This window comes from uncultured Roseibium sp. (genome assembly GCF_947499295.1).
Taxonomy (GTDB): Bacteria; Pseudomonadota; Alphaproteobacteria; order Rhizobiales; family Stappiaceae; genus Roseibium.
Map to the genome: position 1 here is coordinate 213,989 of NZ_CANMNP010000009.1, position 22,743 is coordinate 236,731.

The following is a 22,743-nucleotide window of genomic DNA, read 5'->3' on the forward strand; positions in this document are numbered from 1 at the left end:
GGGGCTGTTTGTCAACGGACAGCCCCTTTTTTCATTCGATTTTGCTGGATTCGACCTTATGAGTGCAGACAGGTTTTGGCGGCATGCAACTCTGTGGCCAGCTATTTTGCTCTTTGTCGCGCTGACGATACTGCCATTGGCCAATCTGTTCGCACTGAGTTTCAACGACGTTGAATGGGTGAACAGAACACCCGTGTGGAACTGGGTCGGTGCCTCAAATTACCAGAAATTGCCTGACGACAACCTCCTGCGCGCAGGATTGCTGAATACCGTAATTTTCGCGGTGGCCGCCGTCGCGATCCAAATGTTGATCGGCTTCGTTCTGGCCCTGCTGACGACCCAGATCACCCGTGGCCGCGGCTTCTACCGCACCATCTTCATCCTGCCTATTCTGGTACCGGGGATAATCATCGGAGCGATCTGGAAGTTGATGTATTCCTACGATTTTGGTGTTCTAAACCAGGTGCTGCATGTCTTCGGATTATCGGCGCTTGATTGGCTCGGAAGCCCGAACCTGGCTCTCCTGTCGGTTATCATTGTCGATGTGTGGCACTGGACGCCTTTCTGTTTCCTTCTTTTGCTGGCCGGTTTGGAGTCCCTACCAGACGATATTTTTGAAGCCGACCGCATCGACGGCGCTACCGGTTGGCAGATCCTGCGCGACATCACGCTTCCCCTGATGATGCCCGCTATCATCGTGACCTTCGTCTTTCGAATGATCCTCGCTTTCAAGGTGTTCGACGAGATCTACCTTCTAACCGGCGGCGGCCCGGGAACCGCGACGGAGGTGATCAGCTTCACAATTTACCGCCGCTTCTTCACTGAGGATCAATCCGGATACGGAGCGGCCATGTCCATTGCTGTCATCGCAATCATCGCTGCAATGATCATTGTCGCGACCAGGGCAACAGCAGGGCGAGGCAGCAAGGTATGAACGCACGTCTCCAATCTGCAGGTCTGCTGCGTCATGCGGTTCTCGTCACCTTTGCCGCGATTGTCCTGTTTCCGTTTTTGTGGATCGTGATGGCGGCTTTCAAGACCCAGATCGATCTGCTCATGGGCCGGGTCTTTTTCCAGCCGAACCTGACGGGTTTTGTCGACGTTATCTTCGACAAGACTTCCGACTTCGGCAGGAACTTCATGAATTCGATGATCGTCGGCGTCGGCAGCACCGTTCTGGTTCTGGTCGTTGCGACACTCGCGGCCTTTTCATTGTACCGATTGCAATGGCCCGGTTGGGTGTTGCATTCGTTGCTCGGTTGGTCGGTCATCTTTCACATGGTGCCGCCGATTACGCTCGCCGGTGCCTGGTACACAATGATGCGTTCCGTCGGGTTGGATAACACCTATACGGGCCTCATTCTTGCCCATGCGACTTTGAACCTGCCAATGGCACTCTGGATGATGGGTGTTTTCATCCGTGATGTTCCAAAGGAACTTGTTGAGGCTGCACAGATCGATGGTGCCAACGTACCCAACATCCTCTGGAACGTAGTCCTTCCCATCGTTCGCCCCGGCATTGCGGCAACAAGCATCCTGACGTTTGTTTTCAGCTGGAACGAGTTTCCAGTCGCACTGGTTCTGACACAGAGACAAACAGCCACCGTCCCTCTTGGGATCGGCAAATATGCCCAGGAGAACACGATCGCCTTTACAGAAATGGCAGCGGCTTCGACGCTTTCGATCGTGCCCGCGCTGATCCTTCTGGTCTTTGCTCAAAAACTGATCGTTCGCGGACTGGTCTCCGGCGCAGTTAAATAGGTGAATTATGAAAACGGTATTCGTGCTCTTCGATTCTCTCAACCGGCACATGCTCTCACCCTATGGCGGCACCCGAATTCCCACGCCGAATTTCGACCGACTGGCCAAAAGGTCCACCACGTTCGACAGGCACTATGTCGGTTCGATGCCCTGTATGCCCGCCCGACGGGATCTTCTAACGGGCCGTCTCAGCTTTCTGCACCGCAGTTGGGGCCCAATGGAGCCGTTTGACAATTCATTCCCCGAAATTCTCGCAAAAGAAAAGGGCGTCTACAGCCATCTGGTAACCGACCACTTTCACTATTTCGAGGACGGTGGTGCCACCTATCATACAAAGTATGACAGTTATGACTTTATCCGCGGACAGGAGGGTGATCGCTGGAAGGCCATGGTGCAGCCGCACTGGGAGCGCTTGAGGGAAAAATATGCCAACGGACAGTTTTCCAAGGAGCGTCGGACTTACAAGGCACAGAACATCATCAACCGGGAGTTTATCCGGGAAGAAAAAGACTTTCCGTCAGTGCAGGTATTCGACGCCGGTATGGATTTCATCGACCGGAACAAGGATGCGGACGATTGGCTTCTTCAGATCGAAACCTTTGATCCGCACGAACCATTTCACGCCCCTGAAGCCTACAAGAAACCATTCGAGACCGGTTGGACAGGCCCCATTCTCGACTGGCCCAGATATGGCCGTGTAGACGAGCTCCCAGAAGAGTGTGAGGAGCTGCGCGCCAACTACTATGCAACTGTTTCGTTGTGCGATGCTCTCTTGGGCCGGCTGCTGGATCAGTTCGACCGCGAAAATCTGTGGGACGATACTCTTCTGGTGGTCACGACCGATCATGGCTTTCTGCTTGGAGAGCACGATTTCTGGTCAAAGAACCGGATGAACATCTATGAGGAAATCGCGCATATTCCGCTGTTCGTATTTGACCCGCGAAGGCCGGACAGTCACGGAACGCGTGTCGACGGATTAACGCAGACGAGTGATATCGCTCCAACCTTCCTGAATGCCTATGATGCGACGGTTCCTGAAGAAGTCTGCGCCCAGTCGCTGCTTCCGCTGCTTGACGGTGCCCCATCGACCTATGAAGCGATCCTCTACGGTTATTTTGGAGGTGCGGTAAACATCACGGACGGTCGCTATACCTATCACAGGTATCCGCCCGACCTGCAAACGCAGGAAATCTATCAGTACACGCTGATGCCGACGCATATCTACGAACCCTTTGCCATCAAGGAGTTGCGTGAAACAACCCTGGCAGGACCCTTTCCATTCACCAAAGGAACGCCATTGCTGCGCGTGCCGGTCAAGCCGGGCACGGCAATGTCGAGGGCTTACGGGCCGGACTGTTTCATTGAAGACGATACCCGCCTGTACGACCTTGTAACGGATCCGGGGCAGCAAACACCTTTGGTTGATGCCGAAGTCGAGGCCAGATTGGCCAACGAAATGGCGCACATCATGAGCGTCTTGAGTGCACCGCAGGAAGCCTTCGACCGGCTTTCGCTCAGCACCACAATGAGTGCGGCAGAATGAGCTCCAGCTGGCCGATATCTGAACGGGCCCTGCTGGAAGCATTGGTTGGCGACCGGAGGCAACTTGCATCCATTCGACAGGTAGAGCTTCAGGACGGCGCGGAACGTGGCGTGCGAGCCCTTGTTTTTTCTACCGGCGCCGGACTTGATTTCTGGGTTCTCCAGGACCGCAGCATGGATATTGGCCTGCTGAGTTGGCGGGGGACCCCGATAGCCTGGCATCATCCGGACGGTTTTGCAGACCCGGCGTTGCGCCCATCTTCAAGCGACTCAGGTAGAGGAGTACAGCGCGCTCTGGGCGGTTTCCTCGTTACGTGCGGTCTGGACAATGTTCGTCAACCGCGCGGCGATCTTCCTCTGCACGGCTCGCTTCCGTTTACGCCTGCGCGGTTGATTTCCTCTTTCGAAGACTGGTCATCGTCAACCCCTGCTCTCATAGCGGAAGGCGAGATCGTTTCCGCGCATCTTGGGAAGTCCTGCTACCGCATGCGCAGACGCATTGAAGCGCCGATTGCCGGATCAAGTCTCACAATTACCGATTGGGTGGAAAATATCGGACCAAACGAAGCTGAACTCATGATCCTCTATCACGTGAATTTCGGCTTTCCGGTTGTGGCCCCCGGGACGACTGTGTCGTTGAACCATTCACCGGTCCCCTTCAAGGATCCGGTAACGGCCGACTGTGCGCAAACCGACCTTGAAGCAGATTGCCGATCCTCGGCTGGAACCAACGGTCGTTTCCAGGTGGATCTTCATCGGGGCGCGTCCGGACCTTGGCCGGGAATTCACGCGAGACTTTCAGGAGAGGCCACTGCGTTGCCGTATATGCAGTTCTGGCGGGATCCCCGTCCAAGACGAAATGTCCTGGCCATCGAGCCGGCCAACTGCGACCGCAACTCAGATGGCACCAGCGGACCTGGGACGACGCTCGCTTCCGGTGAAGTGTGGACCTCCACCCTTCAAATCGAATTTTCCGGACCTTAACGGACAGCCGACAAAGGAAACAGCCATGGCAACAGTATCGCTGCGAGGCGTCAACAAGTCATTCGGCAGACACAAGGTTATTAAGGACATCAGCCTCGATGTCGAAGAAGGCGAATTTGTCGTGCTGATCGGCCCGTCCGGCTGTGGCAAATCCACTCTTTTGAGAATGATCGCCGGTCTGGAAACCATTACGACCGGCGAATTGCTGATCGACGGCAAGCGCATGAACGACGTTCCTCCGCGTGAACGTGGCATTTCCATGGTGTTTCAGTCTTATGCGCTCTACCCGCATATGACGAGCGAGAAGAACATGTCGTTTTCGCTGAGGATCGCAGGCGTCTCTGAGAAAGAACGAACGCAGAAGGTGCAACACGCCGCAGATATACTGGGACTGTCTTCCTACCTTGAGCGCCTGCCTCGACAATTGTCCGGAGGACAGAGGCAACGTGTCGCCATGGGTCGTGCCATCGTCCGCGAACCCTCCGTGTTTCTGTTTGACGAACCGCTATCCAATCTCGACGCCAAACTGCGCGTAAAGATGCGAGCTGAGTTGAAGGAACTGCACCAGAAATTGAAGACGACGACAATCTATGTGACGCACGACCAAGTCGAGGCAATGACACTTGCTGACAGGATCGTGGTGCTGCGCGACGGAGTAATCGAGCAAATGGGCGCACCGCTCGACCTCTATGACGCTCCTGCAAATGCCTTTGTAGGTACGTTTTTGGGATCCCCGTCGATGAACTTGTTTGACGGAGAGATCCGTCAAGGTGAACCAGACGCGGTTTATTTACCCGATGGCCAACACTTCACACTGTCACAACGTTCAGAACATCGCGGACAGGTGCAAGTGGGCATACGCCCTGAAAATCTGAAGCTCGTTGCGCAGCCAGATCCCAACACGATCACTGCAGAGGTTGTCGTTGTTGAACCAACAGGAAGTATTACGGAAATCGTCCTTAGAAAAGGCGAGCGTGATTTTACAATAACATCGTCCGAACGCCTGAACCTGCGGGCTGGAGAAACGGTATCCTTGGTCGCCGATGCAAACGCGATAAAAGTGTTTAAGCCCGATGACAGAATACTCCTGAATGAAAGCGCCTAACGCTGCATTCATCTTGATCAAGTCCGCACACACGACCTGGACTTCACGCCCATAAGCAAAATTCATTTGGCGTTGAGATGGTACAAGATTGCAAGGAAGGGCCCGATGAGCGGGTTTCTGCCCGGTCGAAGGCGCTACCGTGAAGAAAGTGTCCTATAGCGCTTCCCTCCATTCAGTGGAATACAAAGCACCATCAAAATCTGGGCGAAAACACATCGATTGCGGCGAAGTGGTTCTCGATGACTGAGCTTATCTGCCTACTCGGCGAAAGCATCGAGTGCTGCGTCTGCAAAGGCCGCAAACCGGCATGGCAATTGCTCAATGGTTCGACGACCGACGTTGGCGAATGCAAACCTCAAATACTGGTCCTGACCAGGACCAAAATAACTGCCTGGCAGCGCCAGAACCCCGCAACTACCGGCCAACCGCTCGGCGACCCTGACCCCCGAAATATCAGGAAACGGGTGACGTACATAGGCGAAGTAGGCGCCGATTTGCTCGATTTGCCAAGTGGAATGAGGAGCTAAGGCTTCACGGAAGGCCTCTCCCCTGTCTGCGATCTGAGCATTGATATCAGCGCGCCATTCACCCAAGTTCACCATTGCCCAAGGCAGCGATATCTGCGCCGCGCGTGCCGGGCAAATCTGGATACAGTCCAGGATCTTGCCAATTTCACTTAGAACTTGCCGGGAAGCCGTCACAGCTCCGAGGCGATGTCCGGGAATGGCGTAACTTTTGGAAAAACTGTAAAGGCTTATTAGCGTGTCCTTCCAGCGAGGATCCTTGAACAGACTGTGAGGGACAGCATCCTCAAACAGGAAATCGCGATAGGTTTCGTCCAGGATCAGTTTGATGCCTCTATCACGCGCAAGATTGAAGAAAGATTCAATCAAGTCAGGTGGATAAATGGCTCCTGTAGGGTTGTTCGGCGTCACGAGAACAATCGCTTTGACAGTGTTATCAATCAACTTGGCGGCCTCTGCCGCATCTGGAAGAAAACTTTTTTCAGCCTGCAGCGGCAGTGGTCTCGCCTCAATGCCCAACATGTCGAGGGTCATCTTGTGATTGAAATACCAGGGCGCCGGCAAAATGATCGCATCGCCGGCAGCGGCAAGCGCCATGATTGAGACGAAAAACGCCTGATTGCAGCCTGCGGTAATCGCGACTTCTGCAAAATCAACCGGAGCCTGAAACAGTCTCGAGCAATCCGTTGCGTAAGCAGTTCGGAGTCGGTCGTCGCCGAAGATTTCACCGTATTGCGTTGCCTCAGAAGTCCCTGCCGCCAATGCGAGCTGTTCCAAAAACGCCGACGGCGGCGGATCACCGGGGACTGCCTGGCTCAAGTTGAGCACGGGCCCCACCCGTCCGTCATATGCCGACAACCAATCTGTCGCCTCCGGAATCGGAGGCGTGGCTGTGTCGATTAGATTCAGGTTCAAGTTCGAAGTTGCCACGCTAGCGTTGAAAACTCTGTGCCCGCACACTTGCCGAATGCGCGCGAAAACAGACCTTAGTTTTCGCTAGCCTCCTTAAAATCGAAACTTATCAATCAAAACATTGATTAATATGAACGTAATGATTTCAGCAGAAAAGCGAACCGGCTTGCGAAAAAGTCCTGGCGGACCGCTTTTCCCTTTAGTTTCCCGGCTATTTGCTTAGATTTCCGCGCGAATTCGGCATTGGTTGCATCGTGAGGCAAGCCGTTTGCGACCAGTGAAATTGATCACTTCTGAACCAGACTGATGAAATACAGATCAGTCGTGCATAGTTTTTCATCCAAATCGAGAAACTTGTATTTTTTAGCAAGAATAATTCGATTCAATGGAGTGTTAATGCAAACAACAAGACCGGAGCTTACTTCTGCTAATTCGAAACGGTCGCAACAGGCCGAAAATCAGAGGTGGAACGGTGACTTTCAAACTAACCCGAAGAGGCATCTTGAAGGCAAGCGCTGCAACTGCAGCGACGCTCGCGATGCCTTCAATTGTAACGGCCGCCGGTAAAAACGACTTCAGCGGCAAGGAAATCCGGCTCTTGACCTGGTCTGACAATACCGGTCTAGCAATACTTGAGAACATAGCAAAACCCTTTGAGGAAATGACCGGCGCCAAAGTCATTGCCGACCGTACCGGTTCAACTTCGGAAATGGTTGCCAAGCTCAGAGCCTCTGGTGGCAAGGCCCAATATGACGTGATTACCCTTGCCGGTGTCGGTGCCGTTGAACTTGCTGGTGACGGTCTGCTGGCCAAACCCGATCTCAACATGCTGCCAAATCTTGAAAAAGTGGATCCCCGCTTCCGCTCTGGTGCGGAAGGTCACGGTATCGGTTACCTGCTTTGGACCGGCGGCATGGTCTACAATACCAAGACCTTCAAAGAGCCGCCGAAGTCTTATGCAGAAATGTGGGACGCGGCCCATGCGGGTCGCCTGTTCCTGCCGCCGGCCACATGGACGGATGCGTTGGACACGATTTTCGCAACAGGCAAGATGATCGGCGGAGATGGAACCAACTCCGAAGCAGCCTTCGCGAAGCTTGCGGAATTGAGAAGCAGCATATTGACCTTTGGGGAAAATCCGGGCCAGATTTCCGAACTGTTCCGATCCGACGCCCTCGATATCGGCGGCGTATATGCACCAGCGTTTTTTGCGAAAGAACTTGCCAATCCGGCAGAGTCCAACATGGGGGCAACCTACGACCTAGACGAAGGCTTTTTCGCGGATCTGATGTACACGATCGTGCCGAAATCCAAGCCAGGCGATGACGACGTCGTGCACGCGTTCATCAACTACACCCTTGACGACAAGGTTCAAGGCGTCATGGCTGAGGCCGTCCTAAACGGGCCGATCAACCAGCAAGCTGTTATGAGCGAAGCTGCGAAGGCAAGTCCGTTTATCATCAAGCCTGAACAGTTAAGCGAAAAGGCCGTCGTCCATGACAAAGCCTTCATAGCCGACGTTCGGGAAAAGTGGATCGCGACCTATCAACAAACCCTGTCTTAAGAGGCGAGGACTAAGTGACAATCAATCGTGTCGACTGAATTTCTTCCAAGGAAACAGGCGCTGCTATTCGCAGCGCCTGCATTTATTGCCATTCTTCCGTTTCTGGGAGCGTGTTTCTATATCTTGCGGTTTTCCCTGTCGGGTGAACAGGGAACAATTGAAGGCCTGTCCTTCCAAGCTTATCGGGACTTGATGACCCCGTTTTTCGGCAGGTCCGTCTGGCTCACTTTGAAACTGGCATTTGTCGCGACGGTGATTGTGATGGTGCTGGCGGTGCCGCTGGCATTTGTCCTAACGTCGCTACGCAGCTCGTTTTTCAGGCGCTTGCTCACGATTTCCATCCTACTGCCGCTTATCCTGAACCTTCTGGTCCAGGCCTATGGCTGGATCCTGCTGCTTGGCCCGTCCGGAGTTTTGAATTCAAGCCTGAAGGCGTTGGGCATTATCGAACGCCCCCTGTTTCTGCTCTTCAATGAAACAGGTGTTTTGCTGGGTCTGGTCCAGACGTCTCTGCCGCTTGCAGTCTTTCCGATCGTCGGTGCCGTGAGAGCAATTTCGCCGGAGTACCTGGAAGCGGCGAGTTCCTTGGGTGCAGGACACTGGCGCACCTTCAAGGACGTCACCGTGCCACTCTTGCGACCTGGACTTGTCGGGGCAGCCTCCATTGTCTTTGCATTCAACGCCAGCGCTTTTGCCATTCCTCTGCTTCTTGGCGGACGCCGCGTACAGATGATGGGTCTTGTGATCCGCGACATGATCTCTCCGCTGTTCAACTGGTCTGGTGCCGCCGCAGCCGGAATGATCCTGATTGTTTTAACACTTTTCGTTCTTGTCGCCTCTTCCTGGCTTGTCCGACTTACAACAACCGCAAAGGAAACTCATTGATGCGGGTCGGACTTCTCCCAACTGAGGGTGGTGGGACCTACCGGTTCGCGATCCTTTTTCTCGCAACAATTGGAATTCTGATTTCCTCGCTGCCGGTGATCGTTGTGACGATCATGTCGTTTTCCGCATCCGAGTATTCGAGTTTTCCGCCCACGGAGTTTTCGTTCCGCTGGTATCTCGAAGTTGTGCAGCTGTTCACAAACGAAGATCCGTCCAGTGCACAATCGGTTGTCGATTCCACCTTAACGAGCCTGCTGGTCGCGTTTTTGGTGATGGTCATTTCGACACTGGTTTGCATTCCGCTTGCCTATGCGCTGGCTCGCAGCAACCGAAACTTGCGTGAGGGTATGGAACTTCTGTTCACCTTGCCTTTGGTGTTTCCATTGGTGATGCTGGGCATTGCTTTTCTCCTTATTGCCGAGAGTCTCCAGCTGGAACTCGGCATCTGGCGAATAGCAATACCGCATATAGCACTTGTTCTGCCGTTTGTGTTGCGCAATTGCCTGAGCGCCATGAATGGCATCAGCGTTGAAATCGAAGAAGCCGCAATTTCACTCGGCGCGTCACCGCCAAGGGCGATCTGGGATGTCGTCGTTCCGTTGATGAAAGCCGGCATTCTCGCCGGTTTGATCTTTGCGCTGATCATTAGTTTCAACGAATTCACCGTCACCTTCTTCATGTATACGATCGATGTCAGCACGCTGCCCATCTGGATGTACAGCCGAACGGTGTCCTCGCTGGACCCGGCGACCCTCGCACTTTCCGTCTTCATTATCGTGGTTGATGTTTTCCTGGTGGTGCTTGTCGACAAGCTGATCGCCGGACGTGGCAACCTGTTCTGACAAAGGCACAACGTGACCAACACGCATTTGAACATTGAAGCTGTTTCAAAGTCATTTGGACCGGTAACTGCGCTAAATCAAATTGACCTGAAGATTGAACGGGGCTCGTTTGTCTGTCTGCTGGGACCATCCGGCTGCGGCAAAACAACATTGCTGCGCATTATTGCCGGTTTTGAAAAACCAACGGCAGGGCGTTTGTTGCTGGATGGCACCGATATCTCAGAAGTGCCGCCGCACAAGCGCGGGTTCGGAATGGTTTTCCAATCGCTAGCTTTGTTTCCGCACATGAGTGTTGCCGAAAACATCGCGTACGGTCTGAAGCTGCGCAAGACGACGGCGAAGGAACAGCGTGAACGTGTTGAAGAACTACTCAACGTTGTTGAGCTTCCACATATTGCAGATCGCACTGTTTCAGCGCTGTCCGGCGGACAACGACAGAGGGTGGCAATTGCCAGAGCGCTCGCAATCAAACCAAAGCTTTTTCTTCTGGACGAACCGCTATCTGCGCTGGATGCGAAACTTCGCGACAACATGCAGATCGAACTTCGTAGGCTTCAGCAGAAATTCGGCGTTACGACTGTTTTGGTCACACACGACCAAACCGAGGCAATGATGCTGGCTGATGAACTTGTGGTTCTGGACCACGGCAAGGTTCAACAAGCAGCCACACCAACTCAGGTTTACCGCCAACCAGCCAACAGCCTGGTGGCCGACTTCATTGGTGCCGCCAACCTTGTGAAAGCCGAGGTTGATCAGAACGGACAACTGGCACTCTTTGGAAATACCTTCAAAGTGGCTGCTGATCACGAACCCGGTACGGCTGTCAGCGTTGCTGTGCGAGCAGAAAACATTTCCTTGCGCCCAGCGCAGGCAAATGGAGGATCAGCAGGGCGTGTTGTCTTTGCCCGAGATCTCGGTGCTTTCAAAGAATGGCTTGTCAGCGTAAAGGATCAGGAAATCCGGGTGCGCAGTTCCGCCTCCGATGCAAGCGAATACCAGGTAGGTGATCTCGTACACCTGAGCGCTGATCCGGCCCGCCTATCAATCTTTCCATTTACGGGGTCTGAAGATGCGGCAAACTGAAGGCCTGTTGCGCTTTTCAAATGCAGCCTTGGCGATGCTGCCCGAACGGTGCTGCCCTGACTGGTCAACGAAAATTAGGGCACTTTCTGTCGTATGAAAGCGGAAGCCAGCGAAGTGGTGCCACGGTTATCCTGCAGGCGTAGCAGATAGAATTCATCGAGCGCAGCAGGCAAGGGGCGCGTGTCAACACCCCCCTGCCTCCTACGTCCTCTTGGAATGTTATTCCTTGGCGGCAATAATCATGACTTCGACCAGGAAATCGGGCAAAACAAGCTTGCTTTCAACGCAAGCCCGCGCAGGCGGATTTTGCGGGTCGATCCATGCATCCCAGACTTTGTTCATGGCGTCGACATCCCCCATGTCCGCAACCCAGATCTGAGCGGACAAGATGCTGGACTTGCTGCTTCCCACAGATGCCAGGAGACGGTCCACCTCGGCCAGCATGGACTGTGTCTGCCTCGTCATATCCGGACCCTCGCCGATTTGACCTGCCAGATAGACGGTGTTGCCGTGAACCACAGCCTGACTCATACGGCTGCCTTTCTCCAAGCGTTCGATGGTCATTTGCCTTTTCCTTGTGTTCTGGGAAGAGAGGGAGAAAATTGCATTAGGCTCAGAATTTCAAAGAGCATCTGAGCTCCTGCGTGGGCAGTATTGGTACTTTGATCATAGGCGGGAGCGACTTCAACAACATCGCCGCCAACGAAATTGAGCCCCTTGAGACCGCGGATCAGACGTAGTGCTTCCCGAGTGGTCAAACCGCCTATTTCCGGTGTACCGGTGCCGGGAGCAAAAGCCGGATCCAGACTGTCGATGTCAAAGGAAAGATATGTCGGACCGCTTCCGACGACCTGACGCGCTTTTTCGATTATGTCCGGAAAGCTTGTATCGGTAATGTCTTTTGCCTCGACAACCGTCATGCCCGACATCTCGGAGAATTCCCAGATATACCCTGCGGCACCGCGAATTCCGATCTGGATCGTTCGCTCGGGCGCTAGAACGCCATCGAGCACAGCGTTGCGGAAAGGTCCTCCGTGGTGAAATTTCTCGTTTTCATAAGCGCCGCCTGTGTCGCAATGTGCATCGATATGCACCATGCCCACTGGTTCGTTCCGGCCGACCGCACGCAAGATGGGATGTGTGATGGAATGATCGCCTCCGACACCGATTGGGATCGCGCCCGCTTGAACAATCTGCGTCACATAGTCTTCGATTTCCTTATGGCTCAGACCAAGGTCAAATCGGCTGCTGAAGGGCACATCGCCGAGATCCGCAACTGCCATCTCGTGCAGTGGCGCCGTTTCCAGAGCATCATTGTAAGGACCTACGCGCTCGATGGAGCGAAGAGCTCGTGGTCCGAAACGGGCACCGTTTCGGTTTGTAACACCCAAATCCATGGGCGCGCCATATAGGGCAACCTGAAGCTCGCTCGCCTGTTCCAAAGTTGCTTGCTGAGCGTCGAGAAGTGTTGGGATACCGGAGTAAGGCGCCGGTCGCTTCCCACCTTCGGAGAATATTTTCGAGGCGATCTTCTGATACTTCGGCGTGAATAGCGTTCCGCCATCCGCATTGCCGAACTTTTCCCTAAGGGCCTCAAGTTTTGCGTTCGCCATCTATAGCTCCTGAAAAACAAGTAAGGAGTTGAATAAGATGGATTTTAAGCCTCATAAAGTTGAACTATCCAAAGAACATTTGCATAAATATGCATGAGTAAACATGAGGTACGAAAAAGCGATGGCCCGGCGGAAAAATGCATTTTCAGGAAGCGTAAGCGGGGCGGATATCCGACTGATGCGGGTTTTCAAAACTGTAATTGAGTGTTCCGGCCTGTCCTCCGCCCAAACAGAACTAGGCGTCGGGGCCTCAACGATATCCAGGCAAATATCAGACCTGGAAACACGCCTGGGAATAAGGCTCTGCCACCGCGGTCGAAGCGGATTTTCTCTAACGCAGCAAGGTGAAATTGCGTTGGAGCACATTGATCGACTGCTTGCAGCAGCCGATGAGTTTGCCACAAGCGTCGCTTCCATCAACCGGCAGCTGGTTGGCAAAATTGATATCGGTATGATCGACTACACCCTGTCCGATGAGCGAAATCCCCTGGTTTCAGCCATTCGTCGGTTTAAAGACGACGCTCCGGATGTCGACGTGAGCCTGATGACTGGAACACCTGCTGAGGTGGAACGGGCAGTCATCGACGGAATACTGCATTTCGGGATTGTCCCGGATTACCAGCGTCACCCCAGTTTGAAGTATCGTCATCTTTATGATGAAGAGGTGGGCCTATTTTGCGCCGGTGAACACCCAATGTCGGTCGCACTTGATGCCGGGAAAATCTTGAGCCAAGAAGAAATTTTGGAGCACGCTCTGGTCTACCGCGGCTATTTTGAAAGCAATACGATCCGAACCCTCAAACAGAAGTTCCCGGTGGGCACCATCGTTTTCCAAACCGAAGCCGTTCTGGCTTTGGTCGGAGCCGGAGTTTATCTCGGGTTCTTTCCAACTCATTGTACCAGCCAGGCACTCTATGAATTCAAGGAATTACGGCCAGATATTTTCCGGTATTCTTCGCCAATTTGCGCTGTGTGGCGCGGCGACAGGAACCAATCGCCTGTTTTGCAGCAGTTTCTGGAGCTGATCACAGTTGATGCCCCCACTAGCGCAGCTGGGCTCGCCGGTCGGAGGTAACATTGCCTAGTAGCGACCCTGGTATTCTGCGGCACGGTACACTCAAAGGGCGTATTTGGCGGAATACAAAACGGCCGGGATTGGTCTCAGTCTGCGCAAAGGCGAGACAGGTCAGCCAGCTGAGCTTCACCGCAGACTCACTTTTTGGTATTTTCGCAGCTCAAGGAACACGGCGTAGTCTCCTGATTGGATCTTTATTTTGGAATTGGCCATCCTCGCAACACCCTACTTCAACCTCGCTGCGACGATGTCGTTTATCGATCCGTTTCGAGCTGCGAACTACCTGATTGGGTCTACAAAATTCCAATGGAATGTGTATTCGGCGCAAGGCGGACTTCTACCGTCCAGCAGCGGTCTCGAGATTCAGACAAAGGCATTGACAAATTCCGCCTCCTTGAAAGCCGACCTTGTCGTGGTCAGTTCGAGCTGGACGCCCGAACACAGCTATTCAGATGTCATAACTTCGGCACTGAAAAGGTGGGCGCGCGAAGGGAGGACGATCGGCGGAATTGACACTGGTGCTTTCGTTTTGGCGAATGCAGGTCTTTTGAACAACAAGAAGGCGACGGTCCACTACGAGCATATTGATGCACTTGCAGAAACAGCGACCAACACATCGGTTTTAGAAGACCTCTTTGTTGTAGATGGCAGAGTTTTTACGTGTTGCGGAGGGACCGCGACTTCTGATGCTGCTCTCTACTTTCTGAACCGGTATTGCGGATTGGGCATTGCAAACGCAGCCGCACGATATCTGTTTCATCACGACGTTCGCGGGCCCGGCAGATCGCAAAATCCCAAGTTGATTGAACCTACAGGACAAGTGACACCGAATACCGTCAGAAGAGCAATCGATTTGATGGAAGCAAATCTCGAAGATCCGATTTCCATCCCTGAAATCTGTAGTCGAATAGCTATTTCTCAGCGGCAGCTGGGTCGCCTGTTCACTCAATTTGTCCACAAAACGCCCGTAGAGTATTACCGCGATATCAGATTGGACCGCGCACGCGGACTGGTTACGCAAACGGAGATGAAACTCAGTGAGGTGGCAGCGGCCTCAGGATTTAACAGCCAGGTTCATTTCAGTCGCTGTTATCAGCAAAAATTTGGTTTGCCGCCAAACAAGGACCGAATAGAGGGCCGGGTGCCCTTTGAGTTTCGGGCCTGGCCAATGCACAGTCCAACAGCGCGCCAACGTTATGAAACGGAAACGAATTCAGATTTGGGCGACTAACGTAAATCGCGTGTAGCGGCCTGAATTGCCACCAGCATTCTATCTCGAACACGCGATAGGTCTTCTGGAGTTTGTCCGCATGCCTGCTCCTCTAGACCGGCCACGAGTTGTTCAATAATCTGATCGTCTAGGCGTGGATCGCCGAGGTCATCCCACCAACCATTGAACGTATCCTTGAAGTGCTCGCAGAACGACCGGAGTCCCCCCTCTCCCGCCCCAAGGTGGAACAGCATAGTCGGCCCCATTGAGGCCCACCTCAAACCAGGACCAGCCCACATTGCCTTATCGATATCTTCGACACTCGCAACACCTTCGACAGCCATATAAATTGCTTCCCGCCAAACAGCGGCCTGCAGGCGATTGGCGACGTGACCGGGCATGCCTTTTTTAATACGTATCGTAACCTTCCCAATGTCCTGATAAAAAGCTTCAGCTACCTCCAGAACGTTCGCACCGGTTCTTGAATTCTCGGTAAGTTCCACAAGCGGGATCAAGTGTGGAGGATTGAACGGATGCCCGAGTAAAAAACAAGCCGGATCCTTCCAACCATCCTGCAAAGCTTCCAGCGTTAGACCAGACGTAGAACTCGAAACGATCGTACCCTTTTTCAAAACCGCTTCGATTTCGCGATAGGTAGCATGTTTGACAGGAAGCCTTTCAGGGACATTTTCCTGGACGAAGTCGGCTCCCTCAACAGCTTCTGCGGCAGAATTTGCAAATGACAACCCGCCAGGTTGAGCCCGATCTGCGAGCCCGAGTTGCTCAAGCGCAGGCCAGGCTTTTTCGATATACGCCCGAACGATTCTTTCAGAAGCTGTGTCTGGATCGAACACTGAAACACTACGTCCGGAAGCCAGAAACAACGCCGCCCAGCTGGCGCCGATTACACCTGCTCCCAATATCGCAACATGGGACATCTGTTTCATTAGAATAATCCCGGATTAAGGGGGGAGGCAGCAGTCATACCGCCATCGAGTGTGAACATTTGCCCGGTGGCAAAGCTCGCATCGTCAGAAGCAAGCCAAACTGCCATAGCGGCAATGTCTGACGGTTTGCCAAAACGCCGGATCGGATGACGTGCGATCGCATCGGTCTCAGCCTTCTTCGGATCCGTCGCGAGGTCGAAACCGGCTTTCAGCATGCCTGTTTCGATCCAACCCGGACAAATTGCATTGCACCGAACAGCTGGACCATGTTCCACGGCAACCGAACGCGTCAGTCCGTGCACAAACGCCTTGGAAGCGTTGTAAAGAGCCATGGATGGATCGGCGACAGTGCCGGAAATTGATCCGATGTTGATGATTGCACCGCCCAAAGACATTTGCGGTATGAGCGCCCGGCAAACATTGAAGACGCCCCGTGCATTGGTTCCAACAACCCAGTCCCAGTCTTCATCAGAACTGTCTACAACCGTTTTTTCCAACTGGACGCCTGCATTGTTCACGACAACATCGAGTTCACCGAGAATTCTTGCCGCATCACAAACGGCGTTCGGGTCAGAAACATCAAGGCTGATCCAGCGCGCGTCAAATCCGTCAGGCTGCTCCCCGCGACCGCAGGCAACTACGTCCGCTCCTTCGGCGTGAAAGGCGTCGACGATAGCGCGACCAATGCCGGACCGTCCTCCGGTAACGAAAGCCGTCTTTCCTGAAAGCCTCATGAGTGCGCCACCATGACGTGACGGATCGACGTGTAGGCATCCAGTGAATAGACCGACATGTCGCAGCCGGTGCCCGACCCTTTCATGGCAGCCCAAGGCATCTCCGGTGTCGCTACACCGTGCGTGTTCACCCAGGTGAAACCGTAGCGCAGCTTCGACGCCATACGCATTGCAAGTCCGACATCTTTTGTCCAGACGGAGGATGCCAAACCGTAAGATCCCGAATTTGCAGTTTTCAGCGCTTCGTCAGCATCTGCAAATCGAGACACCGAGACAACGGGACCAAAAACTTCATTTCGCGAAATCTCAGCATCATTGTCTACATTTGCGACGATTGTCGGCCTGTAAAAGAAGCCGTCCCCCTCACCGCTCTCTCCACCGGTGACCACTTCGCAAGAAGACCGCGCACGGTCTACAAAGGCGGCTACACGGTTCCTGTGACCTGAAGACACAAGGGGACCCATCTCTGTCCCCTCCGCCTTGGGAGTGCCGATTTGTATGCGGCCTACCTGGTCGACAATCGCGGTCAATAGTTTCTCGTAAGACGCTTCGGAGACGAGAACCCGGCATGGCTGAGCACAGTCCTGGCCTGCGTTGAAAAAGCTGCCATAGCGAATGGTCTCGGCAACTGCATCCAGATCGGCATCGTCAAAAACGATCACTGGAGCCTTGCCGCCCAATTCCAGATGGACATGACGGATCTGATTGGAAGCGGCACGCATGGCCGCCATTCCTGTCGCTGGAGACCCCGTGACGCTGATCGCTTCCATCTGAGGGCTGTTGATGAGTTGATCACCGACCGTGGGGCCTGATCCATGCACGATATTCAACTGCCCGGCCGGCAAGATATCCTTCAGAAGCTCAGCCAGTTTTAAAGTCGATAGCGGTGTCAGCTCTGACGGTTTCAGGACGATCGAGCATCCGGCCGCGATAGGAGCAGCCAGTTTCCAGGCCGCCATCATCAAAGGGTAGTTCCAGGGCGCGATCGCCGCGACTGGACCCACCGGATCTCGGCGGATCATGGAAGTGTGGCCAGCAACATATTCACCTGCCGCGGACCCCGTCATCGTTCTTGCTGCGCCCGCAAAGAAACGGAAAACATCGATTGTCAAAGGCATTTCGTCGTCAAGTGCCGATGGCCAGGGCTTGCCGACGTCGAGGCTTTCCAGCTCTGCAAGTTCCTGGCTTTTGGCTTCAACAGCATCCGCAATTTGCAGAAGGAGGGCGGAACGTTCTGCAGGCGAGGACGACGAGAAAGTCTCAAAAGCTTCTGCTGCCCCTCTGGCCGCCGCATCGACCTGTTCGGGACTGGCATCTCTTACCTGGGCGACCTCTTTGCCTGTTGCAGGATCAAGAACACTCCGCGCCTCACCGTCGCCATCCACCAGTTCGCCGTTTATCAGCAGTTTCGTCTGCATGGTTTGTCCTCTTCAAAATCCGACCCGGTCGGCCCCCTTCAATCCCAGGCGCGCACGCGCCTCGGCCGGAGTGGCCACCGTCAGGCCCAACTTTTCAATGATGGTGCGAATGCGCTGTACCTGCTGTGCATTGGACGTCGCCAACTCACCTTTGCCTATGAAAAGGCTGTCTTCCAGACCAACGCGGAGATTGCCGCCGAGAATCGCACTTTGGGTTGCGAACGGCATTTGATGACGGCCCGCCGCCAAAACGGACCACTCATACGCATCGGCACCGAACAGTTCGTTTGCCTTCTTATGAAGATGAACGAGATTGTCGACGTCTGCACCCATTCCACCCAAGATTCCGAAAACCATCTGGATAAAGAAAGGCGGTTTGATCAGCCCCTGATCAACGAACCATTTTACGGTGTAGAGATGGCCGAGGTCATAGCACTCGAATTCAAATTTGGTGCCATGATCACCTCCGAGCGTTTCGATCGCGTAGCGGATTGTCCGGAAGGTGTTCGGAAAGATGAAATCCTCCGTCATTTCCAGGAAGGGGCGCTCCCAGTCGAACTGGAACTCGCGGTATTTCTGGAGCATCGGGAAGATACCGAAATTTATTGACCCCATGTTGAGTGATGCCATCTCAGGACTGGCATTCGTCGCTGCATGGAGCCGTTCATCAATGCTCATTCCCAAACCACCGCCGGTTGAAACGTTCACAACTGCGTCGGTGGCCTGCTTGATGACGGGCAGAAATTGTCTGAAGGTTTCAGGTCTCGGATCCGGCTTACCGGTGTCCGGGTCGCGTGCATGAAGATGGATGATCGATGCTCCAGCCTCCGCGGCCTCAATACTCGCGGTGGCTATTTCTGCAGGTGTGATCGGCAAATACGGCGACATCGACGGCGTATGGATACCGCCTGTTGGAGCGCAGGTTATGATGACAGAGCGCGACACTACAGCTTCATCTGCTGCACTTGTGCAGACAGACCTCCGTCGAGCACCCAAAGCTGACCCGAAGCATAGCGCGCCTCGTCGGACGCAAGCCAGGTCACAAGATTGGCGATATCGGTTGGTGTGCCGTATGTGCGTAGCGGATGCACATCCCGGACAGCCTGCTGCAGCGTTTCAAGGTTTCCACCAGCGCCACCGGATCCTTCACCGTTGAAGAAACTCTGCAACATCGGCGTGTCGATGTAACCTGGACAAATCGCATTAACGCGAATTCCTTCAGGTCCGTGATCGCAGGCCATAGCGCGGGTCAGGGCATGGACTGCTCCCTTGGTAGCGCAATAGGCTGCAAGTCCGGGATCGGCGATGAAACCATCATACGATCCGAAATTGATCAGGCTTGCACTCGATCCTCTACTGGCGGCCTCGCGCATGAGCGGCAACGCATATTTAGAAGTCAGGAACGTCCCTGTCGCGTTAACGGCAAAACTACGGTTCCATTCCTCCAACGTGGTTTCTTCGATCGTCTTTTCAATTTCGATGCCTGCGGCGTTCACCAGAACATCGAGCTTACCTGCCGCCGCTCGAACAGTCTTCATCGCATCTCTGGCATCCTGTTCCAGCGTAACATCAAGCTTCAAAAAGGTGCTGCCGTCGTCGGCATCGCCTGACAGCGACCCGCCAGGGGTCAGATCAGCTGCAAAGACACTTGCGCCTTCTTTGATGAAGCGTGCCACAATCGCGCGTCCAATACCCCCGCGCCCTCCGGTAACAAGGGCCGTCTTGCCGGTCAGCATCATGAGATTGTGTCCTTGTTTGGAGGAAAGCGATATCGGCCGGCAGCAGCGGTCCAGTCCATGTGATTACGCACATACTGCTGACTGGCATCTGTAGGTGGGTCGAAATCCCAGGCTTCACCGGCACCCGCTTCCATCGCCGCATGTAGCGCACGCCGCGCTTTTTGTGTCGCAATCACCTTTGCCCTGAGATCGGTGCTGTCCCACCTTCTTTCGACTTCAACGGCAAAGCTTGCCGCTGCCTCGGCATAGCCGGGTTCGTTCGCTAGGTTCTTCGTCTCAAAAGGATCTTTATTCAGATCGTAAAGCTGGGGCGGGTCGGCGTCGCAATGGATGTATTTGAGTGAGCCCCGCCGGATCATTACGACGGGATAGGGCGTCATTTCTGCGCAATATTCCCCAATCGCCTCGTCGACTGGATCCGGCTCGCCGCGTGCAAGTGGCAACAAACTGCGGCCGTCGATGGGCATTCCAAGCATGTCTTTTCCGCCGCCGCCTATTTCGAGAAAAGTCGGCAGCAGATCAACCAGGGAACAGGCATTTGCCACACGTCCGTGAACAATGCCGGGTCCGGCCATGACGAGGGGTACGCGCGCGGAATGCTCGAAAAAATTCATCTTGTACCAAAGACCGCGCTCGCCGAGCATATCGCCATGGTCTGCTGTCACGACGACAATGGTGTTGTCGAGTTCCCCGGTTTCTTCAAGTGTTTGAACCAGCAACCCCACTTTGCTGTCGAAATAACTGACATTCGCCATATAGGCGCGACGGGCTTTCCGAACTTCCGCTTCCGTCAACGGGAAATAGGATGCCTCGATCCCGTCCATCAGCCGACGTGAGAACGGATCCTGGTCTTTTACGGCAGGCGTGAATTGCGGAAGCGCAATGTCTGTATCGTCATAAAGGTTCCACCACTCCGGTCGTGCCACGTAGGGGTCATGCGGATGGATGAAGCTGGCAACAAGCGCAAATGGCGCATCATTGCCCTGGGCCTTGTCTCTTGCAGCATCGAACAGCCAGCGCCGAGCGGCAAAACCAACCTCCTCGTCGTAATCGATTTGAAAGGTCGCTTGGGCAACACCGCTTTCCTTGACGGTCTGCATGTTGTGATACCACTTATCAATCCGCTCATCCGGTGCTTCCCAATCCGGCGTCCAGGCGAAGTCGGCAGGATAGATATCCGTCGTCACTCGGTTTTCGAATCCGTGCATCTGGTCCGGACCGACGAAATGCATCTTCCCAGACAGGCAAGTTCGATATCCAAGAGCCTTCAGGTAGTGAGCAAAGGTTGGGATCGAGGCATTGAATTCAGAAGCATTGTCATAGGCGGCGATCCGGCTGATCAATTGTCCCGACATGAACGCGAAACGCGACGGTGCACAAAGCGGGGAATTGCAATACGCCGCGTCAAACCGCACACCCCGCTCAACGAGTGCGTCCAGATGAGGGGTCTTTGCGATGGGATGCCCGTACGCTCCAGTGAAGTGCGGCGCCAGTTGGTCCGCCATAACCACCACTATGTTGGGACGTTTCACGCAAAACCTCGTGAGTAGGCGTCAAGAACCAGACCGTGAAAATGATGAACGGCATGCTCCGATTTCCCGGATCCTTGGGGATCGTGCACGATGCGCCCTTGCGTGAAAGCCGGTGTGTTCATGCCTCTTTGAACGCTTTCAACGAGACCTATGTCCTCAACCTGCAGCACTTCGTCCAAATAGCGGATGGCATCCAGTTCCATCTCATTCGGTTCCGGAGTCTCAAGAAAGAAGTCGTAGGTCTCCAAAGTGCGATCCGGCCCCACCGGGATGATATTCAGCACGATCATACTGGACCGACCGGGATAGCGCATCAGACAGGTAGTCGGCCATAACCACCAAACCGCATGTGTTCGAACGGTTGCATTCGACACATCATATGCCGCGTTGGCGGACTGTCCGGCATCGGCCATATGGCTCGAATAGATGCCATGCGTGGTCACCTTGTAGGTATCCATATCCACCAGGTCGCAAAAGTCCTTGTGGGCTGTCGGGCAGTGGTAACACTCCAGGAAATTGTCGACGACATTCTTCCAGTTGGATTTAATGTCGTATGTCAGCCGGTGTCCCAGCGTTAGTTTGTCGACATCCGGCGCCCAATGGCGGATCTCGGATTCAAGGTCTCGGGACTGCTCGCAAAGTGCGGTGGCAGCGGGATCGAGGTTGACGAACACAAAGCCGCAGAATTCTTCGACTTTGACTTGATCCAGGCAAACTTCGTCAACGTGGAATTCATGAAGATTTTCAGTATGCGGTGCGCGGGCGAGCTGGCCGTCCAGTTTGTATACCCAGGCATGGTAGGGGCACATGATCCGAGTTGTCGTGCCTTCTCCCGACAAGAGCTCGTGTGCTCTATGCTTGCAGACATTATAAAACGCCCTAAGGATACTATCGCGTCCACGAACGACCACGACGGGATGGCCTGCGATCTCCGCGGTCACATATGAACCGGGTTCTCTTGTCTTCTCAACATGACATACCCACTGCCAAGTGCGACCGATGATCGTCTTGATGTCCGCTCGAAACCACTCAGCCTCCGTATAAGCTGAAGCAACAAGCGAGTTTGACCGCGCCGGATCTACATCGTAGCCGGTGGTAACATGCGACACAGATGACATGGCAAAAAGTCTCCATCCTAGAGATCCAGTTTGCCGTTGATTTGGAGAGCAAAATTTACTTTTTTGGACACTGAATTAACTAAACCACTACCGGCTGATGCCGGTAGGATTATCGATGTGCTTCTCAAGGTACTGAAGTACGACATCTTCAGTGA

The 22,743-nt window shown here is 54.0% G+C and carries 21 protein-coding genes and 1 pseudogene; 12 read left to right on the top strand and 10 right to left on the bottom strand.

All coding sequences use genetic code 11. From position 1 onward, the window contains the following. Positions 1 to 58 precede the first annotated feature (58 nt). The 5 genes from Q0835_RS15975 to ugpC are packed head-to-tail and all read left to right on the top strand — an operon-like array spanning position 59 to position 5,392. Positions 59 to 934 (top strand): sugar ABC transporter permease, encoded by an 876-nt coding sequence (locus Q0835_RS15975; RefSeq protein ID WP_298962876.1) that lies wholly within the window; start codon positions 59 to 61, stop codon positions 932 to 934. Continuing rightward, positions 931 to 1,761 (top strand): carbohydrate ABC transporter permease, encoded by an 831-nt coding sequence (locus Q0835_RS15980; RefSeq protein ID WP_298812754.1) that lies wholly within the window; start codon positions 931 to 933, stop codon positions 1,759 to 1,761. The genes Q0835_RS15975 and Q0835_RS15980 overlap by 4 nt, the downstream gene beginning before the upstream one ends. 7 nt (positions 1,762 to 1,768) lie before the next feature. Continuing rightward, complete coding sequence (locus Q0835_RS15985; RefSeq protein ID WP_298962878.1) at positions 1,769 to 3,304, top strand: sulfatase; 1,536 nt, start codon at positions 1,769 to 1,771, stop codon at positions 3,302 to 3,304. Beyond that, entirely contained in the window at positions 3,301 to 4,287 is a 987-nt protein-coding gene (locus tag Q0835_RS15990) for a DUF4432 family protein (protein WP_298812759.1), read from the top strand. The genes Q0835_RS15985 and Q0835_RS15990 overlap by 4 nt, the downstream gene beginning before the upstream one ends. A gap of 25 nt (positions 4,288 to 4,312) precedes the next feature. After that, on the top strand, positions 4,313 to 5,392 hold the full coding sequence (ugpC, locus tag Q0835_RS15995) for a sn-glycerol-3-phosphate ABC transporter ATP-binding protein UgpC (RefSeq protein WP_298962881.1): 1,080 nt from the start codon (positions 4,313 to 4,315) through the stop codon (positions 5,390 to 5,392). Between the two features lie 257 nt (positions 5,393 to 5,649). Here the strand turns inward: ugpC and Q0835_RS16000 are convergent, their stop codons facing one another. After that, complete coding sequence (locus Q0835_RS16000) at positions 5,650 to 6,876, bottom strand: aminotransferase (protein WP_366142349.1); 1,227 nt, start codon at positions 6,874 to 6,876, stop codon at positions 5,650 to 5,652. A 424-nt stretch (positions 6,877 to 7,300) separates the two neighbouring features. Here Q0835_RS16000 and Q0835_RS16005 point away from each other — a divergent pair, with 424 nt between their 5' ends. The 4 genes from Q0835_RS16005 to Q0835_RS16020 are packed head-to-tail and all read left to right on the top strand — an operon-like array spanning position 7,301 to position 11,202. After that, positions 7,301 to 8,392 (top strand): extracellular solute-binding protein, encoded by a 1,092-nt coding sequence (locus tag Q0835_RS16005; protein WP_298812766.1) that lies wholly within the window; start codon positions 7,301 to 7,303, stop codon positions 8,390 to 8,392. Between the two features lie 27 nt (positions 8,393 to 8,419). Further along, complete coding sequence (locus tag Q0835_RS16010) at positions 8,420 to 9,277, top strand: ABC transporter permease (RefSeq protein WP_298812768.1); 858 nt, start codon at positions 8,420 to 8,422, stop codon at positions 9,275 to 9,277. Then, positions 9,277 to 10,119, top strand: a complete 843-nt coding sequence (locus Q0835_RS16015) for an ABC transporter permease (RefSeq protein WP_298962883.1) — start codon at positions 9,277 to 9,279, stop codon at positions 10,117 to 10,119. The genes Q0835_RS16010 and Q0835_RS16015 overlap by 1 nt, the downstream gene beginning before the upstream one ends. Positions 10,120 to 10,131: 12 nt before the next feature. Continuing rightward, on the top strand, positions 10,132 to 11,202 hold the full coding sequence (locus Q0835_RS16020) for an ABC transporter ATP-binding protein (RefSeq protein ID WP_298812772.1): 1,071 nt from the start codon (positions 10,132 to 10,134) through the stop codon (positions 11,200 to 11,202). 219 nt (positions 11,203 to 11,421) lie between these two features. Here Q0835_RS16020 and Q0835_RS16025 read toward each other — a convergent pair whose 3' ends face one another. Then, positions 11,422 to 11,766: a RidA family protein gene (locus Q0835_RS16025; RefSeq protein WP_298812774.1), complete on the bottom strand. Its 345-nt coding sequence runs from the start codon at positions 11,764 to 11,766 to the stop codon at positions 11,422 to 11,424. Further along, on the bottom strand, positions 11,763 to 12,815 hold the full coding sequence (gene speB, locus Q0835_RS16030; RefSeq protein ID WP_298812775.1) for an agmatinase: 1,053 nt from the start codon (positions 12,813 to 12,815) through the stop codon (positions 11,763 to 11,765). Before speB ends, Q0835_RS16025 begins: the two co-directional genes overlap by 4 nt. Positions 12,816 to 12,993: 178 nt before the next feature. Here speB and Q0835_RS30365 point away from each other — a divergent pair. The 3 genes and pseudogenes from Q0835_RS30365 to Q0835_RS16040 form a co-directional block, all read left to right on the top strand. Further along, positions 12,994 to 13,152, top strand: a pseudogene (locus Q0835_RS30365) (LysR family transcriptional regulator); the annotation flags it as partial. 18 nt (positions 13,153 to 13,170) lie between these two features. Further along, entirely contained in the window at positions 13,171 to 13,890 is a 720-nt protein-coding gene (locus tag Q0835_RS16035) for a substrate-binding domain-containing protein (RefSeq protein WP_298812777.1), read from the top strand. A gap of 199 nt (positions 13,891 to 14,089) precedes the next feature. Further along, positions 14,090 to 15,121, top strand: a complete 1,032-nt coding sequence (locus Q0835_RS16040; protein WP_298962885.1) for a GlxA family transcriptional regulator — start codon at positions 14,090 to 14,092, stop codon at positions 15,119 to 15,121. Here Q0835_RS16040 and Q0835_RS16045 read toward each other — a convergent pair. Genes Q0835_RS16045 through Q0835_RS16075 form a run of 7 tightly spaced genes read right to left on the bottom strand, consistent with a single transcriptional unit; the run spans position 15,118 to position 22,588 of the window. After that, positions 15,118 to 16,047 (bottom strand): 3-hydroxyacyl-CoA dehydrogenase NAD-binding domain-containing protein, encoded by a 930-nt coding sequence (locus Q0835_RS16045; RefSeq protein WP_298962887.1) that lies wholly within the window; start codon positions 16,045 to 16,047, stop codon positions 15,118 to 15,120. The genes Q0835_RS16040 and Q0835_RS16045 overlap by 4 nt on opposite strands. Then, positions 16,047 to 16,781, bottom strand: coding sequence for an SDR family NAD(P)-dependent oxidoreductase (locus Q0835_RS16050; protein ID WP_298962890.1), 735 nt, complete (start codon positions 16,779 to 16,781; stop codon positions 16,047 to 16,049). Before Q0835_RS16050 ends, Q0835_RS16045 begins: the two co-directional genes overlap by 1 nt. Then, positions 16,778 to 18,199 (bottom strand): aminobutyraldehyde dehydrogenase, encoded by a 1,422-nt coding sequence (locus tag Q0835_RS16055; RefSeq protein ID WP_298962891.1) that lies wholly within the window; start codon positions 18,197 to 18,199, stop codon positions 16,778 to 16,780. Before Q0835_RS16055 ends, Q0835_RS16050 begins: the two co-directional genes overlap by 4 nt. A 12-nt stretch (positions 18,200 to 18,211) precedes the next feature. Further along, positions 18,212 to 19,144: a 3-keto-5-aminohexanoate cleavage protein gene (locus Q0835_RS16060; RefSeq protein WP_298812786.1), complete on the bottom strand. Its 933-nt coding sequence runs from the start codon at positions 19,142 to 19,144 to the stop codon at positions 18,212 to 18,214. Next, positions 19,144 to 19,938, bottom strand: a complete 795-nt coding sequence (locus Q0835_RS16065) for an SDR family oxidoreductase (protein ID WP_298962893.1) — start codon at positions 19,936 to 19,938, stop codon at positions 19,144 to 19,146. Before Q0835_RS16065 ends, Q0835_RS16060 begins: the two co-directional genes overlap by 1 nt. After that, positions 19,935 to 21,470: a choline-sulfatase gene (gene betC / locus Q0835_RS16070; protein WP_298962896.1), complete on the bottom strand. Its 1,536-nt coding sequence runs from the start codon at positions 21,468 to 21,470 to the stop codon at positions 19,935 to 19,937. Before betC ends, Q0835_RS16065 begins: the two co-directional genes overlap by 4 nt. Continuing rightward, on the bottom strand, positions 21,467 to 22,588 hold the full coding sequence (locus Q0835_RS16075; protein ID WP_298962898.1) for a ring-hydroxylating oxygenase subunit alpha: 1,122 nt from the start codon (positions 22,586 to 22,588) through the stop codon (positions 21,467 to 21,469). The genes betC and Q0835_RS16075 overlap by 4 nt, the downstream gene beginning before the upstream one ends. Positions 22,589 to 22,743 lie beyond the last annotated feature (155 nt).